Here is a 22,931-nt window from a genome sequence, read left to right as displayed (position 1 = left end):
CCCATGACCGCCACCTATGCCGTGCACGAATCCGTCGCCACCATCACCCTGGACGACGGCAAGGTCAATGCGCTCTCACCCGCGATGCAGGCCGCCATCAACACCGCATTCGATCAGGCGGCCGCCGATGTCGCCGCCGGAACCGTCAAGGCCGTGGTGCTGGCGGGTAACGGCCGCGTGTTCAGCGCCGGATTCGAACTCAGCGTCTTCGCCTCCGGCGACGCCGACGCCGGGTACGGCATGCTGCGCGGCGGATTCGAACTGGCGCTGCGGGTGCTGACCTTCCCGGCCCCGGTGGTGATGGCCTCGACCGGGCCGGCGATCGCCATGGGATCGTTCCTGATGCTGACCGGCGACCACCGGGTCGGATCGGTGAAGTCGCGCTTCCAGGCCAACGAGGTGGCCATCGGCATGGTCATCCCCCAGGCCGCACTGGAGATCATGCGGATGCGGCTGACACCGCCGGCCTATTCGCGCGCGGTATCGGTGGCCGCGGTGTTCGCCGGCGACGCGGCGATCGACGCCGGTTGGGCGGACGAGATCGTCGAGCACGACGCGGTGCTCGCCCGCGCCCAGGAGATCGGCGCCGAGTACGCCGCCACCCTGAACCTGAAGGCCCACCTGGCCAGCAAGGTCAAGGCCCGCCAGATCGCGATCGACGCCATCCAGGCCGGCATCGACGGGCTGGCCGAGGAGTACAAGAAGTCGGTCAGCTAGCCCTGCGCGGCCAGTGATTCGGCGAGAATGACGGCGGCGTCGTCGTAGGCCGCCGGGTCCGGGCCCGCGAAGTTCAGGCGCAGGTAGCGCCCGGTCGGCTCGGCCGGAAACCATTGGTCCCCACCGGCGATGACCAGACCCCGCGATTCGGTGTCTTTGACGAGCCGATCGAGGTCGACCCCGTCGGGCAGTCGCACCCAGAGGTTGAGCCCGCCGGGCGGTACCGCCGAGATCATCGCGTCGGGGACGTGGGTGGTGACCGCGTCGACGAGCAGATCGCGTCGGGCGCGCAGCATCTTGCGCAGGGCGCGGCGGTGCGTCTGCCACCCCGGCTGGGTGACGATATCGAGGGCGGCCGCCTGCAGCAGCCCACTGACATACATCGATTGCGCTTGCAGCTCGCCGAGCAGGCGGGTGTGCAGCGGGCCTCGCGCGATGACCGCGGCAACTCGGATGCCCGGCGAGATGCTCTTGGTCAGGGACCGCAGGTAGACGACGTGGCCGCTGTCATCTCGGGCCGCCAGCGCGGTCGCGTCGGTGTCGATCCCGAAATCGTGCGCCCAGTCATCCTCGATGAGGAAGGCGCGATGGCGTCGCACGATTTCCAGAACATCCGATCCGGTCGACGGATTCCACTGTGCACCAGTCGGATTCGCGTAGTTCGGTTGTGCGTAGAAAGCACGGGCCCCGGTGTCGGCGAAGGCCCGTTCCAACGAATCGAGATCGGGACCCTGCGGCCCGGCGGGGACCGGAACCAATGTCACGCCGACCTGCCGCGCGGCGATGATCGCACCCCAGTAGGTCGGTGACTCGATCAGCAGTGCGCCCCCTGGCCCGGCGATGCTGCGGAACAGCGCGCCGAGTCCGAGCTGGCTGCCGGGAAGCACGATCACATCGCGCATGGCCGGGGCGGTGAGATGCGCGGGCGTCTGCGACGCGAGCTCGGCGGCGAACCACGCACGCAGGCTCGCCATGCCTTCGGGTTCGGGGCGCCCCAGCGCCGCATCGCCGCGCGCTGCCCTGGTGAGCGCCACGCGGACGAGCCGTTCGGGCAATAGCTCGCGATCGGGATATCCCGAGTGCAGCGCGATCGCGCCAGCGCGAGCCGAACGCAATGCCGCGGGTGTGTGTGCGGCGGTGGCGCCCGATCGCAAGACGCCGGTCTGCCACGAGTAATCGCGCGGTCCGACGGCTCGGACCGCGCTGACGAAGGCGCCGACGCCCGGTCGGGTCTCGATGAGCCCACGCGCGGCCAGCGATCGCAGTGCCGACTGGACGGTGCCCGGGCCGGCCCCGTAGCGGGCGGTCAGCTGCCGCGTCGACGGCAGTCGCTCACCTGGGGAAGCCGCGGCCACCCACCGTTGGAGTTCCCGCTCGATGCGCACACTGCTACTGTCGACCATGAAGGATCAGAGTAGCGCTACTGCGCATTGCCCCTCGCCGCTATCGCACTCGCGTACCGGACTCGCCTGGGGATGTGCCGGTGTCCTGGCGTTCTCGTTGACCGTCCCGCTGACCCGCGTCGCGGTCGAGGCGGGTCACCTGTCGGCGCTTTTCGTCGGTAGCGCACGTGCGGTCGTCGCCGCCGCGATCGCGGCGCTGGCATTGCTGGTCACCCGCTCGCACCGGCCCACCGGAGGCCAGTGGATCAGCGTCGGCCTCGTCGCGGCGGGCGCCGTGCTGGGTTTTCCCGTCCTGACGTCGTTCGCGCTGACACAGACCCACGCGAGCCATGGCGCGGTCGTCATCGCGCTGCTGCCCGCGACCACGGCCGTCGTCTCCGTGCTGCGCACCGGGGAACGCCCGGCCGTGACGTTCTGGTGCGCCGCCGGGGCCGGGGCGGTCGCGGCCGTCGCCTTCGCGGCCGTGCATGCGGGCGGCGTGGGACGCCTGCAACCGGCCGACGGGCTGCTGTTCGCGGCCGTGCTGGTCTGTGCCATCGCCTATGCCGAGGGTGGCGTGTTGGCCAGGAGCCTCGGCGCATGGCAGACGATCTCATGGGCGCTGGTTGCCGCCGCCCCGATCATGGCGGCCCTCGCGTCGTACGCGATGGTGTCGCAACCGCCCGCGGGCACGCCCACCGAGTGGGCGAGCTTTGCCTACCTGTGCGTGGTGAGCATGTTCCTCGGGTTCGTGGCCTGGTACCGCGGCCTCGCGATCGGCCCGCTGGCACAGGTCAGCCAGATCCAACTGGCACAGCCGATCCTGAGCATCGGGTGGGCCGCGCTACTGCTGCAGGAGCCCATCACCGCGGCCACGCTCATCGGTGGCACCGCGGTCATCGCGTGCGCGCTGCTGGCGGTCCGCTCCCGGGTGCGCCGGCCCGCCCTACCTACTAGCAGTCGCCGCGCTTGTTGACCGCGATCGCGGTCCACGTCTTGGCGCTGAGACTCTTGCCCGCCGCCGGCTGCTGCTTGCAGACATCCCACATGCTCGGCGCCCGGATGGTCCAGCTCTCGACGTAGGCGTTGATGACCTCCAGCTGCGGACCGCCGGCGTCCTTGACCGTCGTGTCGTACAGCGCCTGCGCATCGGCCAGGCTCAGCCCCCGCAAGTTGGGCATCGTCCATGCCGTCGCAGCCGAAGCCGTCGGGGCGCCCGCCACCGACAGCGCAAGGACCGCAGCTCCGCTGACTGCAAGTGTCCTGATCAACGCCAACTCCCTCTGTCGTCGTGCCGTGGCACGCGTCGTCGTCCCCGGCAGCCTAGACCGACCGCGCGGGTGTTTTCCCGACCTTCACCTGTCATGTCCTGCTTTGTGCCCAGCCCGTTACGCTGGGCGGCGATGGCCTTGCACCTGCACCGTGCCGAGCGCACCGATGTGCTCGCCGATGGCCTGGCAGCGATGCTCGCCGAGCCGATGGCCGATCCGTTCGCCACCGAGCTGGTGCTGGTGCCCGCCAAGGGTGTCGAGCGCTGGCTCGGTCAGCGGCTGGCCAACCGGCTCGGGGTGTGCGCAGGTATCGAGTTCCGCAACCCGCGCTCCCTGCTGGCCGAGCTCACCGGTGTCGCCACGGTCGATCCGTGGTCCCCCGACGCCATGGTGTGGCCGCTGCTTGCCGTGATCGACGACAGCCTCGACGAGCCCTGGTGCACGACGCTGGCCAACCACCTCGGCCATTTCGCCGACGGCGAGGAACGCGAGCTGCGCCACGGCCGCCGCTATGCGGTCGCTCGTCGGCTGGCCGGGCTGTTCTCCTCCTACGCACGCCAACGCCCCGGCCTGTTGATCGACTGGGCGGACATGCCCACCGATCTGGCCTGGCAGCGCCCGCTGTGGGAGCGGCTGATCGCACGCCTGGAGGCCGACCCGCCGCATATCGCGCACCGCGACGCGGTCGCGGAGTTGCGCACCACGCCGAGCGCGCTGCCGCCGCGGTTATCGCTGTTCGGGCACACCCGCATCCCGGCCACCGAGATTGAATTGCTGCAGGCGGTCTCCGCGCAGCACGATCTGCACCTGTGGCTGCCCCATCCCAGCGACCCGCTGTGGCGGGCTTTGGCCGGCCGGCGCGGCAGCATCCCGCGCCGTGAGGACACCGGCCATCGCGCCGTCGGGCATCCGCTGCTGGCCACCCTGGGCCGTGACCTGCGTGAGTTGCAACGTGGCCTGCCGGTGCCGGACACCGACGAATACCTGCCCGCGACAAGCTATCCCGACACCATGCTGGGCTGGCTGCAGTCCGATATCGCCGCCGACGCGGTGCGCCCGGCGGGCCGGCGGCACCTGCGCACCGACCGCTCCGTCCAGGTCCACGCCTGCCACGGCGCGGCTCGTCAGGTCGACGTCCTGCGCGAGGTCCTGCTGGGTCTGCTCGCCGACGACCCCACTCTGGAGCCACGCGACATCTTGGTCATGTGCCCGGACATCGAGACCTACGCCCCGCTGATCACCGCCGGATTCGGTCTCGGTGACGTCGTGCATGACGCGCACCCGGCGCACCGCCTGCGCGTCCGCCTCGCCGACCGCGCACTGGTGCAGACCAATCCGCTGCTGAGCGTGGCCGGCCAGCTGCTCACGCTCGCCGGTGGGCGCGCCCAGGCCAGCGAGGTGCTCAACCTCGCCGGCGCGGCGCCGGTGCGGTTGCGGTTCGGCTTCACCGATGACGATCTGGACACCATCACCGCCTGGGTGCGGGAAGCGAACATCCGCTGGGGTTTCGACCAGCACCACCGCCGGCCCTACGGGGTCGAATACCTGCACAACACATGGCGATTCGGACTGGACCGCATTCTGGCCGGTGTCGCGATGTCGGATGATTCGCACGCGTGGCTGGGCACCACACTGCCGTTGGACGATGTCAGCAGCAATCGGGTCGAGCTCGCCGGTCGGTTCGCCGATTTCGTCGAGCGGCTCACCGACGCGGTGCGCGCCATGACGGGCAGCCGGCCGTTGGACGATTGGCTGCAGACCCTCGCCGAGGCGATCGAATCCCTGGCCCTCGCCGAGGAGGACTGGCCGGCGGCCCAGGTGCACCGCGAGTTCGCCGGCATCGCCGAGCACGCGGCTGGATCCACGGTGGCGTTGCGGCTCAGTGATATTCGCGCCCTCCTCGACCGCAACCTGGCCGGTCGCCCGACCCGCGCCAACTTCCGGACCGGCACGCTGACGGTGTGCACCATGGTGCCGATGCGTTCGGTTCCGCATCGGGTGGTGTGCCTGGTCGGACTCGACGATGGCGTCTTCCCGCGACGGGGTGTCGTCGACGGTGACGACATCCTGGCCCGCGACCCACACACCGGTGAACGCGATACCCGCTCCGAGGACCGGCAGCTCCTCTTGGACGCGATAGGGGCGGCCACCGAGAATCTGGTGATCACCTATACCGGCGCCAACGAATACACCGGACAGCCCCGCCCGCCCGCCGTGCCGATCGCCGAACTGCTCGACGCCGTCCGCGCCACCGCCGAATCGGTCGAGCACCCCGACACCGTGGTGACACGCCACCCCTTGCAGCCCTTCGATATCGAGAATGTCCGGCCGGGCAGCCTGATCCCGGACCGGCCGTTCAGCTTCGATCGCACGGTGCTCGACACCGCCGAGGCAATGGCCGGACGGCGCCGGCCCCAGCCGAGTTTCGTGTCCGGGCCGCTGCCCGACACGGCCGTCGGTGACGTATCCCTGGCCGATCTGGTCGCCTTCTTCAAGAATCCGGTGAAGGGCTTCTTCCGCGCCCTGGACTACACCTTGCCCTGGGATGTCGACGGCGTCTCCGATGTCATGCCGGTCGAGATCGATGCCCTTGCGGAGTGGACGGTCGGTGACCGCATGCTCGGCGACATCATGCGCGGTATGACACCCCAGGATGCCCAGCAGGCCGAATGGCGCCGCGGCACACTGCCTCCCGGCAAACTCGGCTGGCGGCGCGCCATCGAATTGCGCGATCAGGTCGCGTTACTGGCCGCCGAGGCGCTGCGCTACCGCGGCGCCGACGGTCAGGCCTTCGACGTCGACATCGACCTGGGCACGGGCCGTCGCCTGACCGGCACGGTGCCGCTGGTCTTCGGCGACCGCCTGGTCAGCGTCACCTATTCCAAGCTCGGCGGGCAACACCTGCTGGCGGCCTGGATTCCGTTGCTGGCCTTGACCGCTGCGCGCGGTGCGCATTGGTCGGCGGTCTGCATCGGCCGCCCGCCGCGCGGCGTCCAGCCCCGCGTGACGGGTTTGGCCGCGCCGCAGGGCGCCACGGACCTGCTGCGCGATCTGGTGTCGATGTACGACGAGGGCCGGCGTCGTCCGCTGCCGCTCCCCATCAAGACCAGCTATGCCTGGGCCGCGGCCCGCCAGGCCGGTGACGATCCGCACCAGCCCGCCTCCTACCGGTGGCGCAACGAGCGCGACGACCCGGCCATCGAGCGGGTCTGGGGCCGCGACGCCGCACTGGAAGATCTCGACGGTCTCTCCGACTATGCGCCCCGGCTGTGGCTACCGCTGCTGGACGCCGAAGAGGCGGTGCGGTGAAGACTTTCGATCTGACCGGTCCGCTGCCGGCGCCGGGAAGCACCACGGTGCTGGAGGCAAGTGCGGGCACCGGGAAGACGTTCGCCCTGGCCGGTCTGGTCACCAGGATGGTCGCCGAGAATCGGGCCGGGCTGGACCAGATGCTGCTGATCACCTTCGGCCGCGCCGCCAGCCAGGAACTGCGTGAGCGGGTACGTGGCCAGATCGTCGAAGCCATCGCGGCGTTCGAAGATCCGAGCCTGGCGAACAATGATCTGCTCCGGCACCTGATCGCCGACGATCACGACGCCAGGCAGCAACGCCTGCGCGATGCGCTTGCCGGTTTCGACGCGGCCACCATCGCAACCACCCATCAATTCTGCAGCATCGTGCTGAAATCGCTCGGCGTGGCCGGTGACAGCGACAGCGGTCTGACCCTGGTGGAGAACCTCGACGAGCTGGTGTCCGAGATCGTCGACGACCACTACCTGGCCCGGTTCGGCCAGGATGGCGACCACCCCGCGCTGACCTACCGCGACGCCCGACAGCTGGCCAAACAGGTCGTCCGCAACCCCGCCGCCGAACTGCGCCCGTCCGATCCCGATCCCGATTCCGGGACCGCCATCGCGCTGTCGTTCGCCCGGGACGTGTTGGCCGAGTTGGAGATCCGGAAGCGCCGAAACGGCATTCTCGGTTATGACGATCTGCTGACCCGGCTGGCCGATGCCCTCGACGACCCCGATTCCGCGGCACGGGTACAGATGCCGCAGCGCTGGCCGGTGGTGATGGTCGACGAGTTCCAGGACACCGACCCGGTGCAGTGGCAGGTCCTGGAACGGGCCTTCGCCGGACAGTCCACGCTGGTGCTCATCGGTGACCCCAAACAGGCCATCTACGGGTTCCGCGGCGGCGATATCGACACCTACCTGCGCGCCGCGCAGACCGCGGGCGACAAGCAGACCCTCGGCACCAACTGGCGCAGCGATGCCGCTCTGGTCGAACGGTTGCAGGTGGTGCTCGGCGGCGCCCAGCTCGGCGGTCCCGAGATCGTCGTGCACCAAGTTCAGGCCCACCATCAGGGCAGCCGGCTGGCCGGCGCCCCGCGCAACGACCCGTTCCGGTTGCGGGTGGTCTCGCGCACCGGCACCGGCACCCGCACCATCTCGATGGACCGGTTGCGCACCCATATCGGCGACGATCTGGCCGCCGATATCGGTGCGTTGTTGAACAGCGGGGCCACCTTCGACGGCCGACGGCTGCAGGCGCGCGATATCGCGGTGATCGTCGAAACCCACCGCGATGCCAGGGCCTGTGATGCGGCGCTGGCCAAGGCCGGGATCCCGGCGGTCTACACCGGGGACTCGAACGTGTTCGCCTCCCGCGCCGCACACGACTGGCTGTGCCTGCTGGAGGCGTTCGACCAGCCGCACCGGTCCGGGTTGGTGCGCGCCGCGGCGTCGACGCTGTTCTTCCGCGAGACGGCCGAAACCCTTGCCGCAGGCGGCGATGCGTTGACCGACCGGGTGGCCGAGGAGTTGCGCAGCTGGGCCGGGCACGCCCGCGAGCGCGGGGTGGCTGCGGTGTTCGAGGCGGCTCAGCTGGCCGGGATGGGCACGCAGGTGTTGTCCTGGCAGGGTGGTGAGCGGCTGATGACCGACCTGGCGCATGTGACGCAGCTACTGCAGGAGACCGCGCACCGGGAGGGTCACGGCCTTCCCTCGCTGCGGGATTGGTTACGCACCCAGACCGGCGAGGACGGCGGGGCCACCGAGCGCAACCGGCGGTTGGACAGTGATGCGGCCGCCGTGCAGATCATGACTGTGTGGGTGTCCAAGGGATTGCAGTATCCGGTGGTCTATCTGCCGTTCGCCTTCAATCGGTATGCACCCGAACCGAACCCGGTGCTCTATCACGACGGGGACACCCGGTGCCTACATGTCGGCGAGGCCGGTCCGGACGTCCTGCGCGCGGGGAAGGCCGAGGCCGCCGCCAACGACAGCCGACTGACCTATGTGGCGATGACGCGGGCCTGCTCTCAGGTGGTGGCCTGGTGGGCGCCGTCATGGGATGAACGAAACGGCGGGCTCTCCCGGTTGCTGCGCGGACGCAGGCCCGGGGAGGCCCAAGTGCCCGCCGTGTGCTCCCCGGACCGGCTCTCCGACGCCGATGCCAGGGCCAGGCTGCAGGAATGGGCCGATGCGGGTGGACCCGTGTTGGAGGATTCGGTGATCGAGTCCGTCCCGGCCCCCGACCTCGTCGCTACACCCGATGATCTCGCGATCCGACGTTTTCACCGCCCCATCGATCTGTCATGGCGCCGCACCTCGTACTCGGGTCTGCTGCGCTCGGCAGAGGAGGCGCCGGTATCCAGTGAGCCCGAGATCGCCGAACTCGACGACGAGGTGGCCGATCTCGCCGTGCTGGCGCCGGCCACCGGCGAAGACGTCCCTTCCCCGATGGCGCAGTTGCCCGTCGGCGCGGCCTTCGGATCGCTGGTGCACGCCGTCCTGGAGACCGCCGACCCGCACGCCGTCGACCTGGCTGCCGAGTTGCTCGGCCATATCGAACGCCACAGCCCGCAGTGGCCGGTGACGGTGCCCGCTGCCGAGCTGGCGGCGGCGTTGGTACCGCTGCACGACACCGACTTGGGCCCGCTTGCTCCGGGTGTCACGCTGCGCCAGATCGGGTTGTCGGATCGGCTGCGCGAGTTGGACTTCGAGATTCCACTGGCCGGCGGTGACGGCACCGTCGGCGGGTTCGCCAGGCTGACCGACCTGGCCACGCTGCTGGGCACGCACCTGCCCGCCGGGGATCCGATGCGCCGCTACGTCGACCGGCTGTCCTCGGGATCGCTGGGCGCCCAGCCGTTGCACGGGTATCTCTCCGGGTCCATCGACGCGGTGCTGCGTGTCGACGGGCGCTATCTGGTGGTGGATTACAAGACGAACTGGCTCGGCGCGGGCGATGGAGCACTGACCGCGGCCGATTACGGCCCCGAGCGGCTTGCCGAGGCGATGCTGCATTCGGACTATCCGCTGCAGGCACTGCTGTACAGCGTGGTGCTGCACCGCTATCTGTCCTGGCGACTGCCGGGCTACGACCCCGAGACACATCTGGGCGGCGTGCTGTATCTGTTCGTGCGCGGCATGTGCGGACCGGACACCCCGGTGACCGACGGCAACCCGGCCGGTGTGTTCAGCTGGAAACCGCCCGCGGCGCTCGTCGTCGCCATCGCCGAGGTGCTGAGGGGATCGTGATCACCGAGTTCGAGGCCGCGGATATCCATGTGGCACAACGACTGACCACCCTGGCCGGGGAAACCTCGGCCGAGGTGACGCTGGCGGTGCAACTGGCGGTACGTGCGCTGCGCGGCGGTTCGGTATGCGTGGATCTGCGCGCCGCCGCGCCGGAGGCCGGCCTGGTGGCCGAGGAGTGGCTGGCCGCAGTCGCGGCCAGCCCGTTGGCCGCCGACCCGCCCGTGCTGCGGCTGTTCGGCGACCTGCTCTATCTCGACCGTTACTGGTTGGAGGAGGAGCAGGTCTGCGCCGACGTGCTGGCCCTGGTGTCCACCCGGCCGCCCGGTGAGCTCCCGGATGTGTTGCGGCTGTTCCCCGACGAGTGGGCCGAGCAGCGCGCGGCGGCCCGGCGAGCACTGACCCAGGGGCTTACGGTGCTGACCGGCGGTCCGGGCACCGGCAAGACCACGACGGTGGCCCGGTTGCTTGCGCTGTTGGTCGAGCAGGCCGCGTTGGCCGGCCGGGCCGCGCCGCGGATCGCACTGGCCGCACCGACCGGCAAGGCGGCGGCCCGGTTGCAGGAGGCGGTCGCCGAACAGGTCGGCCGTCTGGACCCGCAGGATCGCGCCCGCCTGCAGGGGCTGACGGCGACCACCCTGCACCGGCTGCTCGGTGCCCGACCCGACACCTCGTCCCGGTTTCGCCACCACCGCGGAAACCGGTTGCCGCACGACGTCATCGTGGTCGACGAGACGTCGATGGTGTCGCTGACGATGATGGCCCGGCTGTTGGAGGCGGTGCGACCCCAGACGCGGCTGTTGCTCGTCGGCGATCCCGATCAGCTCGCCTCGGTGGAGGCCGGCGCGGTACTGGCCGACCTGGTCGACGGGCTGGGCCCCGATCGAGTCGCCGCGCTGAGCACTTCACACCGGTTCGGGGCGCAGATCGGGACGCTGGCCGACGCGGTGCGCACCGGGGATGCCGATGCCGCGCTCGATGTGTTGGCTGCCGGCGGAGCCCATGTTGAATGGTCGGCATCGACCGAGGCACTGCGGGATGTGCTGTTACCGCAGGCGCTCCGGCTCCGCGAGGCCTGCATTCTCGGGGATATCGACACCGCCCAGGCCACCCTGGACGAGCACCGCCTGCTGTGCGCGCACCGGCACGGCCCGGTGGGGGTGACGCACTGGAACCGCCAGGTGCAGCGCTGGTTGACCGAGGCGACCGGTGATCCGTTGTGGGCGACGTGGTACGCCGGTCGGCCGATCCTGGTGACCGCCAACGACTATGGGCTCAAGCTCTACAACGGGGACACCGGGGTGACGGTGGCCTCGCCCGCTGGGCTGCGGGTGGCCGTCGGTGACCAGACATTCGCACCGGGCCGGCTGGCCGAGGCAGAGACCATGCACGCCATGACGATTCACAAGGCCCAGGGCAGCCAGGCCGACGAGGTGACGGTACTGCTCCCCGCCGAGGATTCTCGACTGCTGACCAGGCAGCTGTTCTACACCGCGGTCACCCGGGCCAGGCACCGGGTGCGGGTGGTGGGCTCGGAAGCCGAGGTGCGTGCAGCGATCTCCCGCCAGGCCATCCGGGCGACAGGCCTGGGGCTGCGGTTGCGCCGGTAGGCGGTCTCAGACGGTCCGCGCGGCGAAGGCTGCGCTGGAGATGATGCCGATGGCCAGTGCCGCGGTGCCGTAGCCAAGGATGGCGGCGACCACGACAGCGCCGACAGCGCCGGCACCGAGCAGAACCATGATGACGCCTAAGAGAACACCACTCATGTCGACCTCTTTCGTATGACTGCGATCACAATGTAACTCATCGAGTGTGTTGAATCACAGTCATCCGGGTATCGATCTGGGGGTCGCTGATCCGTACGCGCACACCGAAACTGGCAGGTCCCGACACGATCCCGTGCGGGATTTTCCTTAGCTCGTCGTAACACCTCGCTCAGCTGGCCTAGTAAGGCGACCTAACTTTTACACCCGAGCTGATGGTGCTTCGCCCAGGCGAACCGAGAGATGACGCAGCTTTCGGCTTGCCCATCGGATACACCCGATCGGCGGACACCACGGCACCGTCGTCAGCCGACAAGCGCCGCCAACAGCCGCGGCAGCGGGACGGAGGCGAACCCAATCGCGGCATCACCGATCCCGTATGGCAGCACCAAGGTGTCCGCATGTAGCAGAGCTCCGCACGAGTACACGACGTTCGGCACATAGCCGTCCTGCTCGCCGATCCCCGGGCTCAACAGTGGCGACCGCAGCCGGCCGATCATCTGCGTGGGGTCCTCCAGCCGCAGCAAAATCGCACCGATCCGGTAAGTGCGCATGGGCCCGACACCGTGTGTGAGCACCAGCCACCCCGCCGAGGTCTCCAGCGGAGGGCCACAGTTTCCCAGCTGCAGAATCTCCCAGGGCTCCGCCGGTTGTTGCAGTGGCGTCGCCGTGGTCCACACCGAGAGATCGTCGCTGACCGCGACGGAGTTCGACTCCCGGTCCGATCTCGACAGCGCGACGAACCGACCCGCGATCCGACGCGGGAACAGTGCCATGCCCTTGTTGGCGGCGGCGTCACCGACCAGCGGTGTCGAAACAAAGGACCGGAAGTCCGTCGTCGTCAACATTTGCTGACTGATCCGCGCACCATCGTAAGCGGTGTAGCTGGCGTGATAGGCCACCGATCCGTCGTCCTCGACGAAGCGAACGAATCGCGCGTCCTCCATGCCGACCGATTCGGCGTCGGTCGCCGGCCACAGCACCCGTTCGGAAACCTCGGTGGCGGAGGCGAACTCGACGGCATACGCCCTGTCGGCTATCGAACGCATCGATGCGATGGTCTCGCTCGCATGGGCCCACGTCGCTCGGTGTCGGTGTAGCCGTTCCAACTGCTCATCGAGCGCGGCTCGGGTGAACCGCGCTTCGAGACCCTGTAGTACATAATCGGTGGCCTCATCGACGTGTCCGTCATGGAGTTCGCTGTTGAACAGGGCCGCATCGAGCATGGTGGGTATCACCGTGCCGGATGTCGCCACCGGAGCTGTCCCGTCGACGGTCACCTCACCCGTGCCGTCGATGACGCCGGTGCGGAAGCCGATGGACGAGCGGTGCCCCTCGCCGATGCCGCGCACACTCATGACGAAGCGCAGGCCACCGGCCGGCACGTCCGACTGGTCGGGATGCGCGACCATGCTCGGGTTACAGAGTGCGGCACCCTCGATACTCACTTCGTTGGTGAAAGTCGCTCCCATCAACAGCATTCGATCCTCACTGAGCTCGATCCCTGGATCGAGCCGGTCGGCGAGTTCATGCGCATGTCGGCCGAACGTGACCACGAGATCACGATGACGATCACCGAAGCGCTCCAGTACGTCATCGAGTGCGGCACGAACCTGCGCGTCGTCCAGTGCCAGGATCCGCTCCACCACACTCCCGGCCCGGGAATCATGGGCCTCGAAACCTTCTTGGCCCGGTATGAACAGTCTGGTGATCACTCGTGACGGATCCGCTGCCAACCGTTGCCTGCCCCTGGACGCCACGACGTGCCGCGCTGCCGTCACGGAGAGACACCGGCACACCGGCGCGCCTGTTGAAAGGTCGACAGCAACGCCAGGGTCGACTCCGCGCCCTGGTTGAGGTTCACCGCGTCGGCATGCAAGCCGTCATAGCCCCCGCCGGTCTCGGGATCCCACATCAACAGACCGGCGTCATTGTCACCCTGGAACCATGCGGCAGCCGCCCGCAGGGTATCTGGCCAGATCGCCCCAGCATCATATTCGGCGGCACGAACGCAGGCATCTGCCAGTGCGGACACCTCGATCGGCTGCTGGTCGAACCCGGGCCGCAGCTCACCCCGAGACCAACCGTGTGTGGGGGTGGGTGACAGATGCCCGCCGCTGGTCTCACGTTCGATCAGCCAACCCAGCATGTCCAGGCCGCGCCGACGAAGACCGCCGTCGCCGACGACGTCGCCGGCGGCGATCATCGCCTCCGCCAGCACCGCGTTCGCGTAACTCAAGCGTGGCTCCGGCCAGGGCCAGCACGGGTCACCGGTCGGTGCCGGCAAACCACCGACATAATCTCCGATCAACGCTCTGGCAACGGCATTTCCAGGTTCCACACCAAGCAGCTCGGCCGCACCCAACACTGCGAAGGCCATCGCCCGGGGCCACGCCGACCGTCCGCGCGCGGCACGTTCGAACTGAACCGTCGACCGACGACGGATCGACGCGTCGGAACTGTGCGCGGCCGCGACTCCGAGGCCCCACAGACAGCGACCCCAGCTGTCCTTCTCCGCGAACGTGTCGGTCCAACGCCCCCGGTGGTCCATACGATTACGGCAACTTCCTGTGACGGACACCGCGCCGTCGAGGAACAGCAGCGCGCGCGCGGCCAGATCCCGCGTTGCGTCTCCGCCCTCCGAAGCCCGGCTGGTGACCACGAGGACTCGTGCCATGTCGTCCGTGCAATAGCCGTGCTCGCGCCGGGGTATCGGACCGCAGCAGTGCTCGAAGGTGCCGTGGTGATCGGAGATCGCCAGTAGATGGTCGAAGCGAGGTATCAGATCCACCGCGCGTGACCGATCTTTCGAGCCAGAATTTGATGTGCCACATCTTTATACGCCGCCGAGATCACTGACCACGCCATGCCGGGTGCCATCCGACGAGCCTCGGCCGACATCGCCCCCGCCGCCCTCGGGTCGCTCAGAACAGTTCTCAGCGCCGCCGTCATCGCTGCTGGGTCGTCGTGCTCGACCACGATGCCTGCGCCGCTGCGCAGCAGTTCGACAGCGTGCGGGAACGCTGTCGCCACGATCGGTCGACCACAGGCGATGGCATCGACCAGCACCCCGGAGGTGACCTGTTCGGTGGAGTCATAGGGCAACACCACCACCGCCGAGGACTGCGCCAATGCTGTCAGCGACGCCACATCGCGATAACTGGCGTCGAAGGACACCGATCTCGCCACCCCCAGACGTTCGGCCTGCGCAGCACGCGCCTGCCGGTATGCCTCACCTTCGGCGGCGAGCACCTTCGGATGTGTCCGGCCCGCGATCAGATAGCGCGGATTGCTCGGGAGTTGCTGCAACGAAGCCATCGCATCGATGACGCGCTCGACCCCCTTGCCAGGTCCGAGCAGACCCCAGGTCAGCAACGTCGGTTGCTGGGCTCGCTTGATGTGAGTGGTTCGTGGCAGCCGCACTCCGTGCGGGATGGTGGTGATCTTGCGCCGTTCGACATCGAAATGCGTCCGCAACCGAATCGCGGCGGCATCGGACATCACGACAACTTTGTCAGCCATTGCCACAACCGATTCGAGTACTGCGCGCTGGTTTCGAGTGGGTGTGGACGGCACTGTGTGGGCAACCACGATGGCAGGCACGGTCAATGCACCGAGAATGTCCAGCACCTCATCACCATCGGGGCCCCCGAAGATGCCGTACTCGTGTTGGATCAACGCGATATCGGCCTCACTGAGCATTTCCGCACATGCCGCAACCGAAGCCACCGACCCGTTGACCAACTCACCCACCACTCGGCCCGCGTCGTGCCGGGAGCCATCGGCGACACGGACGACGTGGACATCAGAACCGCTGGCCGACAATCCATCGGCCAGCGCAGCACTGAAATTCGCCAGGCCGCACGGCGTCGGTGGGTAGGTGCTGAGAATGCTGAAGCTTGGGGCTGGCGGTCGGGCCGGTTCGAGCACCGATGCAAATGACAGCGGGGAATGGGGAAAAGCGTTCACGTCGATCCAGACAGTTCGAAGCGCGATATGTCCGGCGCAAGCGATTGCTCGGTGACGTCGACGGCGGACAGTCGACTCATCCCGGACTGGCTGGGTTCCCAACTACTCCCACGCTACACCCCCACCGCCCTGACGACCGGCTCAATGGCGGTTCCGGACCCGACGCACGGCTTCTTCGACTACTCGCTCGGCGACATCGGACAGTTTGCGTTGTTCCGACTGGCTCAGATCTCGCAGTTGATCGAATGCCTCGCCCGCAGTCCTGCCGGTTCGCGATCGGATGATGCCGATGGCCTGGTCGATGATCGGCCTGGTCGACAACGCGGCACGCAGCTGACCGGCCAGTGCACGGGCATCCGACAGAACGCGGGCGTTGTGCACGGCGACTGCGGCTGGGGCACTGAACAACTCCGCGATACCGGCAGCGGAATCGTCGAAAACACCTTTACCCCTGGCATAAACGCATAGGGCACCGACCATCCGATCGGACACGGTCAACGGCATGGCCAGGGCGCTGTGCACACCTGCCCGTCCTGCGCGCGGACCGAAATGCGGCCATAGCCGTTCTCCGCCCAGTGAATTCGACCAGACCGAGCGCCGATCGTCCATCGCGGTGACTCCCGGCCCTTCCCACAGGGACCGGTACTGCAGGGCATCGAGCTCGGCGACGAACGACGCGCTGGATGCTGACGCCACGACCCTGGCATCCGGGGGGCCGACCATCGCCAAGCCGGCACCCTCGGCTCCCGGTACCGCGCGCACTGCCGCCGCCGATACTTCCGAGAGCACCTGCTGCAGACTGAGCGTGTCCGCCACCAGACCCGCCAATCGGACCAAACCGGCCTGCAGATCCGCAGTCGCGGCATCGTCGTCATCGCCCACGCGAAGGCCCGTCATCACCGACGCCCCCGCTGGATGTCGCGTGCACCAGCCGGTCGGGGTATCTGTCGACCTCGCGTCGACCCTGCGCGGCCCCCGGAGCGTGTAGCGTGGGCAGCACTGGAGTAACGCACGCAGCGATTGCTCGCCGCGTCGCCACCACGCGGTCGCGTCAGAATTTCCGATACCAAGATCGGTTGTACGTGCACATCTGCGCTCCAGAATCCGGCGAATGTCGAGATCATCTCGATCTCATGGCCGTCACACCGAACACTCCGCCGTTCCGGCGGTACCGAAAGGAACTCCAGCATGAGCATCCGTGAATCCATCGCACGAACGATCAAGAGTGTGTCCGCCGCTTCAAAGACCGGAGTCGGCCGCCTGACCGGTGATCGCCGCCTTCGGGACGAAGGCCAAATCGAAAAGGGAAAGGACACCGTCGAGCGGACAGCGGACAGGGTTACCGAGCATTTCAAGGTGTGATTCGCTGATACCGTTGCACTGCAGGCATATTCATCACCGCGTGTGTGCACGGACATCGTCGGAACCGGATGGTCGGAACACGGCCCGGAAACCGCCGTCCGGGAGTGCGAGGCGCAAGGTGGTGCGAACCGTTTGCAGGTACTGCCGGGGTAGCGACCCGGTGACATAGTCCAGGTCGTACTTCTCACACAGCGCACGGACCCTGTGACTGATCTGCTCGTATCGGTTGCTCGGCAGATCAGGAAACAGGTGATGCTCGATCTGGTAGCACAGATTTCCACTTGAGAAGGCAAGCAATGGGCCCGCCGTGAAGTCGGCGGCTCCGAGCATCTGGCGCAGATACCACTGCCCTCTGCTCTCGTCGTCCAGCGACTCCGGTGTGAACTGCTGGACGCCGTCCGGGAAGTGCCCGCAGAAGATCACCACATAGGCCCACAGATTTCGCAGCAGGTTGGCGGTGATGTTGGCGGCCAGTGTCCGCCGCCAGCGGTGCAGGCTCAGTCCGGGCCACACCAGGTAGTCCTTGGTGATCTGACGTCCAGCCTTGGTCAGCATCGTCCGCGTGACTGCCTGCCTGTCGACCTCGGAGAGGGCACGGTCTCGCTCGGCATGCAGGCCATGCCGAGCGATACCCCACTCGAAGACGACTGCCAACAACAAGTTCCGCAACGGCTGGAACAGGTGCTCACGCTTCCAAGGCTGGTCCCGGGTCACCCGAAGCACACCGAAACCCAGATCGTCGTCCACGCCGAGCACGTTGCTGAAGACGTGGTGGCGGTAATTGTGCGAGTAACGCCACTGCCGGGACGAACCGGCCATGTCCCATTCCCACGTGGTCGAGTGGACCTCGGGATCGTTCATCCAATCCCATTGGCCGTGCCCCACGTTGTGCCCGATCTCCATGTTTTCGACGGATTTGGCATATGCCAGTGAGACTGTCCCAACCAGCCAGCCGACCCTGGATTGACTGGCTGCGATCACCAATCGCGACGCGATATCCAGTGTGCGCTGAAACCTGATGACCCGATAGATGTACGCGGCGTCGCGTGCACCCAGGGACTCCTCGATGTCCTGGCGAATCAGATCCAGCTCGGATCCGATGGCCTCGATATCCTCACTCGTCAAGTTCGCGTATGCCGCAATATCGGAAACTGCCATGTCGATCCCGGTCCGTCGTTGGTACGGCGGCAGGGTCGGGGCCACCTCGTGAGCGTTCGTCTCAGCCTATGCCCCACGGCAGGTCTGTGCCATGCCGACATCCGGATGGGTCAGACTGGAGTCATGACCGAAACCGCCGCAACCCGTGTCGCGGTCTACCTCGACTTCGACAACATCGTGATTTCCAGGTACGACCAAGTCAATGGGCGCAACTCATTCCAGCGGGACAAAGCAAAGGGGCTCACCGATGACGCCTTGGCGCGCGCGACGGTCGATGTCGGCGCGATTCTTGATTTCGCATCGTCCTTCGGCACTCTCGTCCTCACCAGGGCGTATGCCGACTGGTCGGCAGACGTCAATGCCGGCTACCGTGAGCAGCTGGTCGGACGCGCTGTCGACCTGGTGCAATTGTTCCCCGCAGCCGCCTACGGCAAGAACGGTGCCGACATCCGATTGGCCGTCGACGCCGTCGAGGACATGTTCCGACTTCCCGACCTGACCCATGTCGTCATCGTCGCCGGCGACTCGGACTACATCGCGCTGGCCCAGCGCTGTAAACGTCTGGGCCGCTATGTCGTCGGTATCGGTGTCGCCGGGTCGTCGAGCAAGGCACTGGCCTCGGCCTGCGATGAGTTCGTCGTCTACGACGCACTGCCCGGGGTGCCGGTTTTCGAGCCCAGCGACCAACCCAAGAAAGCGACCCGACGCACCAAGAGATCCGACGAGCCCGATCCCCAGCTGTTGGCATCTGCACTGCTCACTCGCGCGCTGCATATCGGCACGGAGAAGGATGACGTCGAATGGCTGCACAACTCGGCGGTCAAAGCGCAGATGAAACGGATGGACCCGTCTTTCAACGAAAAGTCGTTGGGCTTCAAGTCCTTCAGCGATTTCCTCCGCTCACGCACCGACCTGGTCGAACTGGACGAGAGCTCGACGACGAGGTTGGTGCGGCTGCGCCAGGCCGACTGACGATCAGCGCGCCAGGTGGCCACCCTCGGAGTCCCATCGCGATTCGGCCGCCGAGGAGTCGCTGCGTGATCGATCGACGGCGTCGGTGTCCGGGGCGGTCGCCAGGGCTGTGGCTGACCGCGGGCTGGTGTGCGCCGACGACGAACACATGTCCGTGTCATTAACCATAGGGCGCGGTTCGCAGAAGTGTGGCATGTCCGTTCTTCCCTGCAGCCGACGCGAAAATCGCGAAAGCGCAAGAAAATTCACTCGGCCACCTCCCCAGTCAACGCCGATGGCCCGCGCTTGTCAACGTGTATGGTCGAAGGAGCGGGACCACACAGGCCCTCTCGTCAGAAGGGCCATCATGGCCGATAAGTCACCACGTCAGAGCATGACCAAAAAGTCCGGCAAATCGCTCAAAGAGAAACGCGCGGCCAAGCGTGCCGGTGAGTCTTCCCACACGACCGAGGACGTGTTGCACCCCAAGAAGCGGTGAAACTCAGCGCGCGGCGCCGTTGATCACCGGCTCGGTGATCATCCCGCGCTCCACACCCCACATGGTCGCGATGGTCCGGTACTCACCGGTGCCGATCAGATGGGTGACGGCCTGTAGCAACGGCCGGGCCAGTTCCGATCCCTTGGCCACCGGCCACCCGTAGGGGGCGGAGTCGAACACCTCGCCGGCCGGCACCAAGGCGCCGCCGCTGAGTTTGATGGCGAAACCCGTGACCGGCGAATCCGCGCTCATCGCATCGATGTCACCGGCGATCAGCGCTGCGGTCACATCGTCCTGCCTGCCGAAGACCACCTTCTCGATCGGGGCCAGCCCGGCGGCCACACATTCGTCGCTCTTGGCCGGGATCTCGACCGTCTCCTGAATTACGCTGTGGGCCACTCCCACTCGCAACCCGCATGCGGCGGTCGGATCCACCGACGATCCGGCCCGCTGCGCCCACAACGTGCCCGCCTGGAAATAGGTGACGAAATCGACCAGCTTCTGCCGGGCCACCGTGTCGGTCACCGAGGACATCCCGACATCGACCGCTCCGGCCTGCACCGCGGGGATGATGTCGTCGAACTCGCTCTCGCGGTACTCGGTGGTCAGCCCCATCGTCCGCGCGACGGCATCCAGCAGATCCACGTCGAACCCGACGATCTCACCGTCGGAATTGGTGAATTCATTTGGCGCATATGGCACATTCACACCGACAACCAGGGTGCCTGCGGCCCGCACGTCGGCGGGAACCGCGGCGGCGATCGCGGGCACCGCGCCCTCGGGCCACTGTCCGGCGTCACGGGTTTCCTGCCACTTCCACACCCCGACCACACCGGCACCGACGAGCACCAGCACCCCTGCCAGCACCAGCGCCCGGCGCGGAGGCCGGCGCGACTGCGGTGCCCGCCGCCGGGCCGTGTGTCGACCCGACCCGGTGATACGCACCGGTGCCCGCAGCGCACGCGTCGCCGCGGCCGCCAGCTCGGCACCGGTCTGATACCGCTTCTCCGGTTTCTTGGCCATGCCCGTGGCGATCACCTCGTCGAACGGGGCCAGCCGGGGATTCGTTTCCGACGGTTTCGGCGTGGGCGACACCATGTGCCCGGCGATCTGCTGCTCCAGGCTGTCGGCCGGATACGGCCTGGCACCGGTGAGACATTCGTAGAGCACACAGGTCAGCGCGTAGGTGTCCGCGCGGGCGTCGGCATACCCGCCGTCGAACCGTTCGGGCGCCATGTAGGCCAGCGTCCCCAACGTGCTGCCTGCCGTCGTCATACCGGTCTCCCCCGCGGTGCGGGCCAGACCGAAATCGATGAGGTAGGCGAAATTCGCCTTGGTCAACAGGATGTTGGACGGCTTGATATCGCGGTGGATCAGACCCTGCTGATGGGCGGCATCCAACGCCGAGGCGATCTGTTCGACCACCTGTACCGCGAACGTCGGATTCAACGGCTTGCCGGTCTCGGACAACAGCTCTCCGAGCGTGCGTCCCTCGATCAGGCGCATGTCCAGGTACAGCCGGCCGTCGATCTCACCGAAACCGTGGATCGGCACCACATGCGGATCGTTGACCCCGGCGGCGGCCTGCGATTCGCGGCGGAACCGTTGCTGGAACACCTTGTCCTGGGCCATCTGCGGCGGCAGCACCTTCAACGCCACCACGCGATCGGTCTTGGTGTCGTAGGCCCGGTACACCTCGCCCATACCGCCCCGGCCGATCAGCCCCCGCAGCTGATAGTGGCCGAACGGCGTCGAGTCCACCTGTTTTCCTCTCGGCGCAGGCCTGCGGGCCTCGTGCTGTCGATCGAAGTTACATCACAGGTGGCAAAAATGTCATGACGAGACGTCATGACATGACGTTATTCGGGCGGCAGTTGCCGCGGACCCGCATCCGAGGTCAGCTCCGCAGGCCCGTCGGATTCGCCGAGAATCAGGGTGCGCCGTGACTCGATGTGCGGCCCGTTCGCATCCACCCATTCCCGGTGCGAGGTGACCTGGCGCGGCTGCTCGGCACCCTCGGCCTCGGCGTCCGACTCGACGGTCACCCGATGCGTGCGCCGCAGCGTGAAGTGGAACTCCTCGGTCTCGGTGAACACCTGGCGCAGCGGCTTGCCCACCGTCCGCGCGACATTCCTGGAAACGTTGTCGACAGCCCCGGCCACGATCGGCGGGACGAACGGCATGATCAGCCGCGCCGCGGCGTTGGTGACCTCACCGATGACGGGCATCCCGCGCTGCGGCTCGGGCTCGGCGGAGCGCTGCACCGGCGCGGGCAGCTCGGCGTGGCCCACCCGCTCGGCCACCACCGCCTCGGGCGCCCCGGACACCAGGACCGCCTCGGGCTCGGCCGCACACGCCTGCGCCACCCGGCGGCGCTGGCGCTCGGCGTCGATCTCGTTCTGCGCCGCGACCGCCATCCGCGCGCTGTTCAGCTCCTGCTCGGCCCACATCTGATCGACCTGGGCACGCACCTGTGCGCGATGCACCGCGATCGCCGTGTCGGCCGCCGAATCCGCCTCGACCGCCGTCGCGCCGCGCCACCGCTTCAACAGGAGCGGCAGCACGGTCAGAACGGTGAAGAAGCCGACCACCAGCAGCCGCAGGATCACCGACCCCGGATGGTCCAGCACATAGGTGTTCATCGCCTGCCAACGCACGCCGAGCCCACCGGTCAGCGTGTCCTGCCGCGCCTGCGCCAGCGCCTGCTCCCTGATACGCACCTCATCGTCCAACACCGGCGCGCGGCCGTCCCGATCGGTGACCGCGGCGTCGAGGCGACGCTGGGCGTCGTCGAGGAAAGCAGCGGCGGTGCGGGCCTCCGGCCCACTGCCCGGCACCCCGGTGATGCGAATCTGCGGGCACGCCGCGGACGGATTGACCTCACAGCGCGCCACGATCAGCGCCTCGTCGCGATGACGGTTGGCCTGCGCGACGGCCTCGTCCAGACCCGCCCGCTCCGCCCGCGCCTGATCCAGTGCCGCCGTCGCCGTCGCCTCGGCGGGGGAATCCCGCGCGGTCAGCACCTCGTCGATCTGTCCGCCGAACACCGCCACCGCCGCGAGCTCACCGAGCAGCAGGCCCGCCGCGACGGCGACGGCGACCCGGGCCCCGAAAGCCGTGGCCGCGCCCTGTGTCACGGCCCACACCACGACCCAGAACACGCCCCCGAACGCCAGCGCCGCCGCGATCACCGCCGCCGTCGGCCAGGTCGTCGAACCGGCCAGCGCCAGCCCGCTCACCAGCGCGGCCACCGCGCCCATCAGCGGCTCCCCGATTTTCTCGCCACGCATAGAGGCCCCCACAGTCTCTTTCTCGGT

18 protein-coding genes are annotated in these 22,931 nt (G+C 67.8%); 8 read left to right on the top strand and 10 right to left on the bottom strand.

From position 1 onward, the window contains the following. The first annotated feature begins 3 nt into the window (after window positions 1-3). A complete protein-coding gene (locus tag IC40_RS0108870; protein ID WP_030134379.1) occupies window positions 4-717 on the top strand; it encodes a crotonase/enoyl-CoA hydratase family protein in 714 nt (237 codons plus the stop codon). Here the strand turns inward: IC40_RS0108870 and IC40_RS0108865 are convergent. Further along, window positions 714-2,120: an aminotransferase-like domain-containing protein gene (locus IC40_RS0108865; RefSeq protein WP_030134378.1), complete on the bottom strand. Its 1,407-nt coding sequence runs from the start codon at window positions 2,118-2,120 to the stop codon at window positions 714-716. The two genes, IC40_RS0108870 and IC40_RS0108865, sit on opposite strands and share 4 nt — an antisense overlap. Between IC40_RS0108865 and IC40_RS0108860 the strand changes: the two genes are divergently transcribed. Further along, window positions 2,119-3,075 carry a DMT family transporter gene (locus IC40_RS0108860; protein WP_042510064.1) on the top strand — a complete coding sequence of 319 codons (957 nt, stop codon included), beginning with the start codon at window positions 2,119-2,121 and terminating at the stop codon, window positions 3,073-3,075. The genes IC40_RS0108865 and IC40_RS0108860 overlap by 2 nt on opposite strands. Here IC40_RS0108860 and IC40_RS0108855 read toward each other — a convergent pair. Beyond that, the gene (locus IC40_RS0108855) at window positions 3,053-3,280 is read right to left on the bottom strand and encodes a PASTA domain-containing protein (RefSeq protein ID WP_051644293.1); all 228 of its coding nucleotides are present in this window, start codon (window positions 3,278-3,280) and stop codon (window positions 3,053-3,055) included. The two genes, IC40_RS0108860 and IC40_RS0108855, sit on opposite strands and share 23 nt — an antisense overlap. 222 nt (window positions 3,281-3,502) lie before the next feature. Between IC40_RS0108855 and recC the strand changes: the two genes are divergently transcribed. The 3 genes from recC to recD are packed head-to-tail and all read left to right on the top strand — an operon-like array spanning window position 3,503 to window position 11,522. Further along, window positions 3,503-6,679: an exodeoxyribonuclease V subunit gamma gene (gene recC / locus IC40_RS0108850; RefSeq protein ID WP_030134375.1), complete on the top strand. Its 3,177-nt coding sequence runs from the start codon at window positions 3,503-3,505 to the stop codon at window positions 6,677-6,679. Then, complete coding sequence (gene recB, locus IC40_RS0108845) at window positions 6,676-9,915, top strand: exodeoxyribonuclease V subunit beta (protein WP_030134374.1); 3,240 nt, start codon at window positions 6,676-6,678, stop codon at window positions 9,913-9,915. Before recC ends, recB begins: the two co-directional genes overlap by 4 nt. Next, on the top strand, window positions 9,912-11,522 hold the full coding sequence (recD, locus tag IC40_RS0108840) for an exodeoxyribonuclease V subunit alpha (protein WP_162179262.1): 1,611 nt from the start codon (window positions 9,912-9,914) through the stop codon (window positions 11,520-11,522). Before recB ends, recD begins: the two co-directional genes overlap by 4 nt. Before the next feature lie 6 nt (window positions 11,523-11,528). On the opposite strand, the gene IC40_RS28015 is transcribed toward recD, so the two are convergent. The 5 genes from IC40_RS28015 to IC40_RS0108815 all read right to left on the bottom strand — a co-directional run bounded on the left by IC40_RS28015 (window position 11,529) and on the right by IC40_RS0108815 (window position 16,541). Continuing rightward, window positions 11,529-11,678: a hypothetical protein gene (locus tag IC40_RS28015; protein WP_169740070.1), complete on the bottom strand. Its 150-nt coding sequence runs from the start codon at window positions 11,676-11,678 to the stop codon at window positions 11,529-11,531. Between the two features lie 302 nt (window positions 11,679-11,980). After that, a complete protein-coding gene (locus IC40_RS0108830) occupies window positions 11,981-13,390 on the bottom strand; it encodes a glycoside hydrolase family 130 protein (RefSeq protein ID WP_090558885.1) in 1,410 nt (469 codons plus the stop codon). Between the two features lie 62 nt (window positions 13,391-13,452). After that, on the bottom strand, window positions 13,453-14,466 hold the full coding sequence (locus IC40_RS0108825) for a hypothetical protein (RefSeq protein WP_030134371.1): 1,014 nt from the start codon (window positions 14,464-14,466) through the stop codon (window positions 13,453-13,455). Beyond that, window positions 14,457-15,605, bottom strand: a complete 1,149-nt coding sequence (locus tag IC40_RS0108820) for a glycosyltransferase (protein WP_030134370.1) — start codon at window positions 15,603-15,605, stop codon at window positions 14,457-14,459. Before IC40_RS0108820 ends, IC40_RS0108825 begins: the two co-directional genes overlap by 10 nt. A gap of 180 nt (window positions 15,606-15,785) precedes the next feature. Next, entirely contained in the window at window positions 15,786-16,541 is a 756-nt protein-coding gene (locus IC40_RS0108815; protein WP_030134369.1) for a GAF and ANTAR domain-containing protein, read from the bottom strand. A gap of 291 nt (window positions 16,542-16,832) precedes the next feature. Between IC40_RS0108815 and IC40_RS27790 the strand changes: the two genes are divergently transcribed. After that, a complete protein-coding gene (locus tag IC40_RS27790; protein ID WP_157837307.1) occupies window positions 16,833-17,006 on the top strand; it encodes a hypothetical protein in 174 nt (57 codons plus the stop codon). 33 nt (window positions 17,007-17,039) lie between these two features. Here IC40_RS27790 and IC40_RS0108805 read toward each other — a convergent pair whose 3' ends face one another. Continuing rightward, window positions 17,040-18,164, bottom strand: coding sequence for a fatty acid desaturase family protein (locus IC40_RS0108805; protein ID WP_030134368.1), 1,125 nt, complete (start codon window positions 18,162-18,164; stop codon window positions 17,040-17,042). A 123-nt stretch (window positions 18,165-18,287) separates the two neighbouring features. Here IC40_RS0108805 and IC40_RS0108800 point away from each other — a divergent pair, with 123 nt between their 5' ends. Then, entirely contained in the window at window positions 18,288-19,136 is an 849-nt protein-coding gene (locus IC40_RS0108800) for an NYN domain-containing protein (protein WP_019513943.1), read from the top strand. Window positions 19,137-19,482: 346 nt separating this feature from the next. Then, window positions 19,483-19,614, top strand: coding sequence for a hypothetical protein (locus IC40_RS28450; RefSeq protein WP_268817305.1), 132 nt, complete (start codon window positions 19,483-19,485; stop codon window positions 19,612-19,614). Between the two features lie 3 nt (window positions 19,615-19,617). Here IC40_RS28450 and stpK7 read toward each other — a convergent pair whose 3' ends face one another. Then, window positions 19,618-21,375 (bottom strand): serine/threonine protein kinase StpK7, encoded by a 1,758-nt coding sequence (stpK7, locus tag IC40_RS0108785; protein WP_030134367.1) that lies wholly within the window; start codon window positions 21,373-21,375, stop codon window positions 19,618-19,620. Between the two features lie 98 nt (window positions 21,376-21,473). Further along, window positions 21,474-22,904 (bottom strand): DUF4407 domain-containing protein, encoded by a 1,431-nt coding sequence (locus IC40_RS0108780; protein WP_051644292.1) that lies wholly within the window; start codon window positions 22,902-22,904, stop codon window positions 21,474-21,476. Between the last annotated feature and the right edge of the window lie 27 nt (window positions 22,905-22,931).

This window comes from Mycolicibacterium neoaurum ATCC 25795 (assembly GCF_000691525.1).
In the GTDB taxonomy this organism is placed as follows: Bacteria; Actinomycetota; Actinomycetes; order Mycobacteriales; family Mycobacteriaceae; genus Mycobacterium; species Mycobacterium neoaurum.
The sequence above is the reverse complement of the archived record's forward strand: the minus strand, read 5'-3'. Positions and strand labels throughout refer to the sequence as shown.

Excerpts from the sequence above, each read along its gene's own strand:
- IC40_RS0108870 (WP_030134379.1), top strand. The coding sequence starts at position 4 with ATGACCGCCACCTATGCCGTGCACGAATCCGTCGCCACCATCACCCTG.
- IC40_RS0108860 (WP_042510064.1), top strand. The coding sequence starts at position 2,119 with ATGAAGGATCAGAGTAGCGCTACTGCGCATTGCCCCTCGCCGCTATCG.
- IC40_RS0108865 (WP_030134378.1), bottom strand. The coding sequence starts at position 2,120 with ATGGTCGACAGTAGCAGTGTGCGCATCGAGCGGGAACTCCAACGGTGG.
- IC40_RS0108855 (WP_051644293.1), bottom strand. The coding sequence starts at position 3,280 with ATGCCCAACTTGCGGGGGCTGAGCCTGGCCGATGCGCAGGCGCTGTAC.
- recC (WP_030134375.1), top strand. The coding sequence starts at position 3,503 with ATGGCCTTGCACCTGCACCGTGCCGAGCGCACCGATGTGCTCGCCGAT.
- IC40_RS28015 (WP_169740070.1), bottom strand. The coding sequence starts at position 11,678 with ATGAGTGGTGTTCTCTTAGGCGTCATCATGGTTCTGCTCGGTGCCGGC.
- IC40_RS0108815 (WP_030134369.1), bottom strand. The coding sequence starts at position 16,541 with ATGACGGGCCTTCGCGTGGGCGATGACGACGATGCCGCGACTGCGGAT.
- IC40_RS27790 (WP_157837307.1), top strand. The coding sequence starts at position 16,833 with ATGAGCATCCGTGAATCCATCGCACGAACGATCAAGAGTGTGTCCGCC.
- IC40_RS0108805 (WP_030134368.1), bottom strand. The coding sequence starts at position 18,164 with ATGGCAGTTTCCGATATTGCGGCATACGCGAACTTGACGAGTGAGGAT.
- IC40_RS0108800 (WP_019513943.1), top strand. The coding sequence starts at position 18,288 with ATGACCGAAACCGCCGCAACCCGTGTCGCGGTCTACCTCGACTTCGAC.
- IC40_RS28450 (WP_268817305.1), top strand. The coding sequence starts at position 19,483 with ATGGCCGATAAGTCACCACGTCAGAGCATGACCAAAAAGTCCGGCAAA.
- IC40_RS0108780 (WP_051644292.1), bottom strand. The coding sequence starts at position 22,904 with ATGCGTGGCGAGAAAATCGGGGAGCCGCTGATGGGCGCGGTGGCCGCG.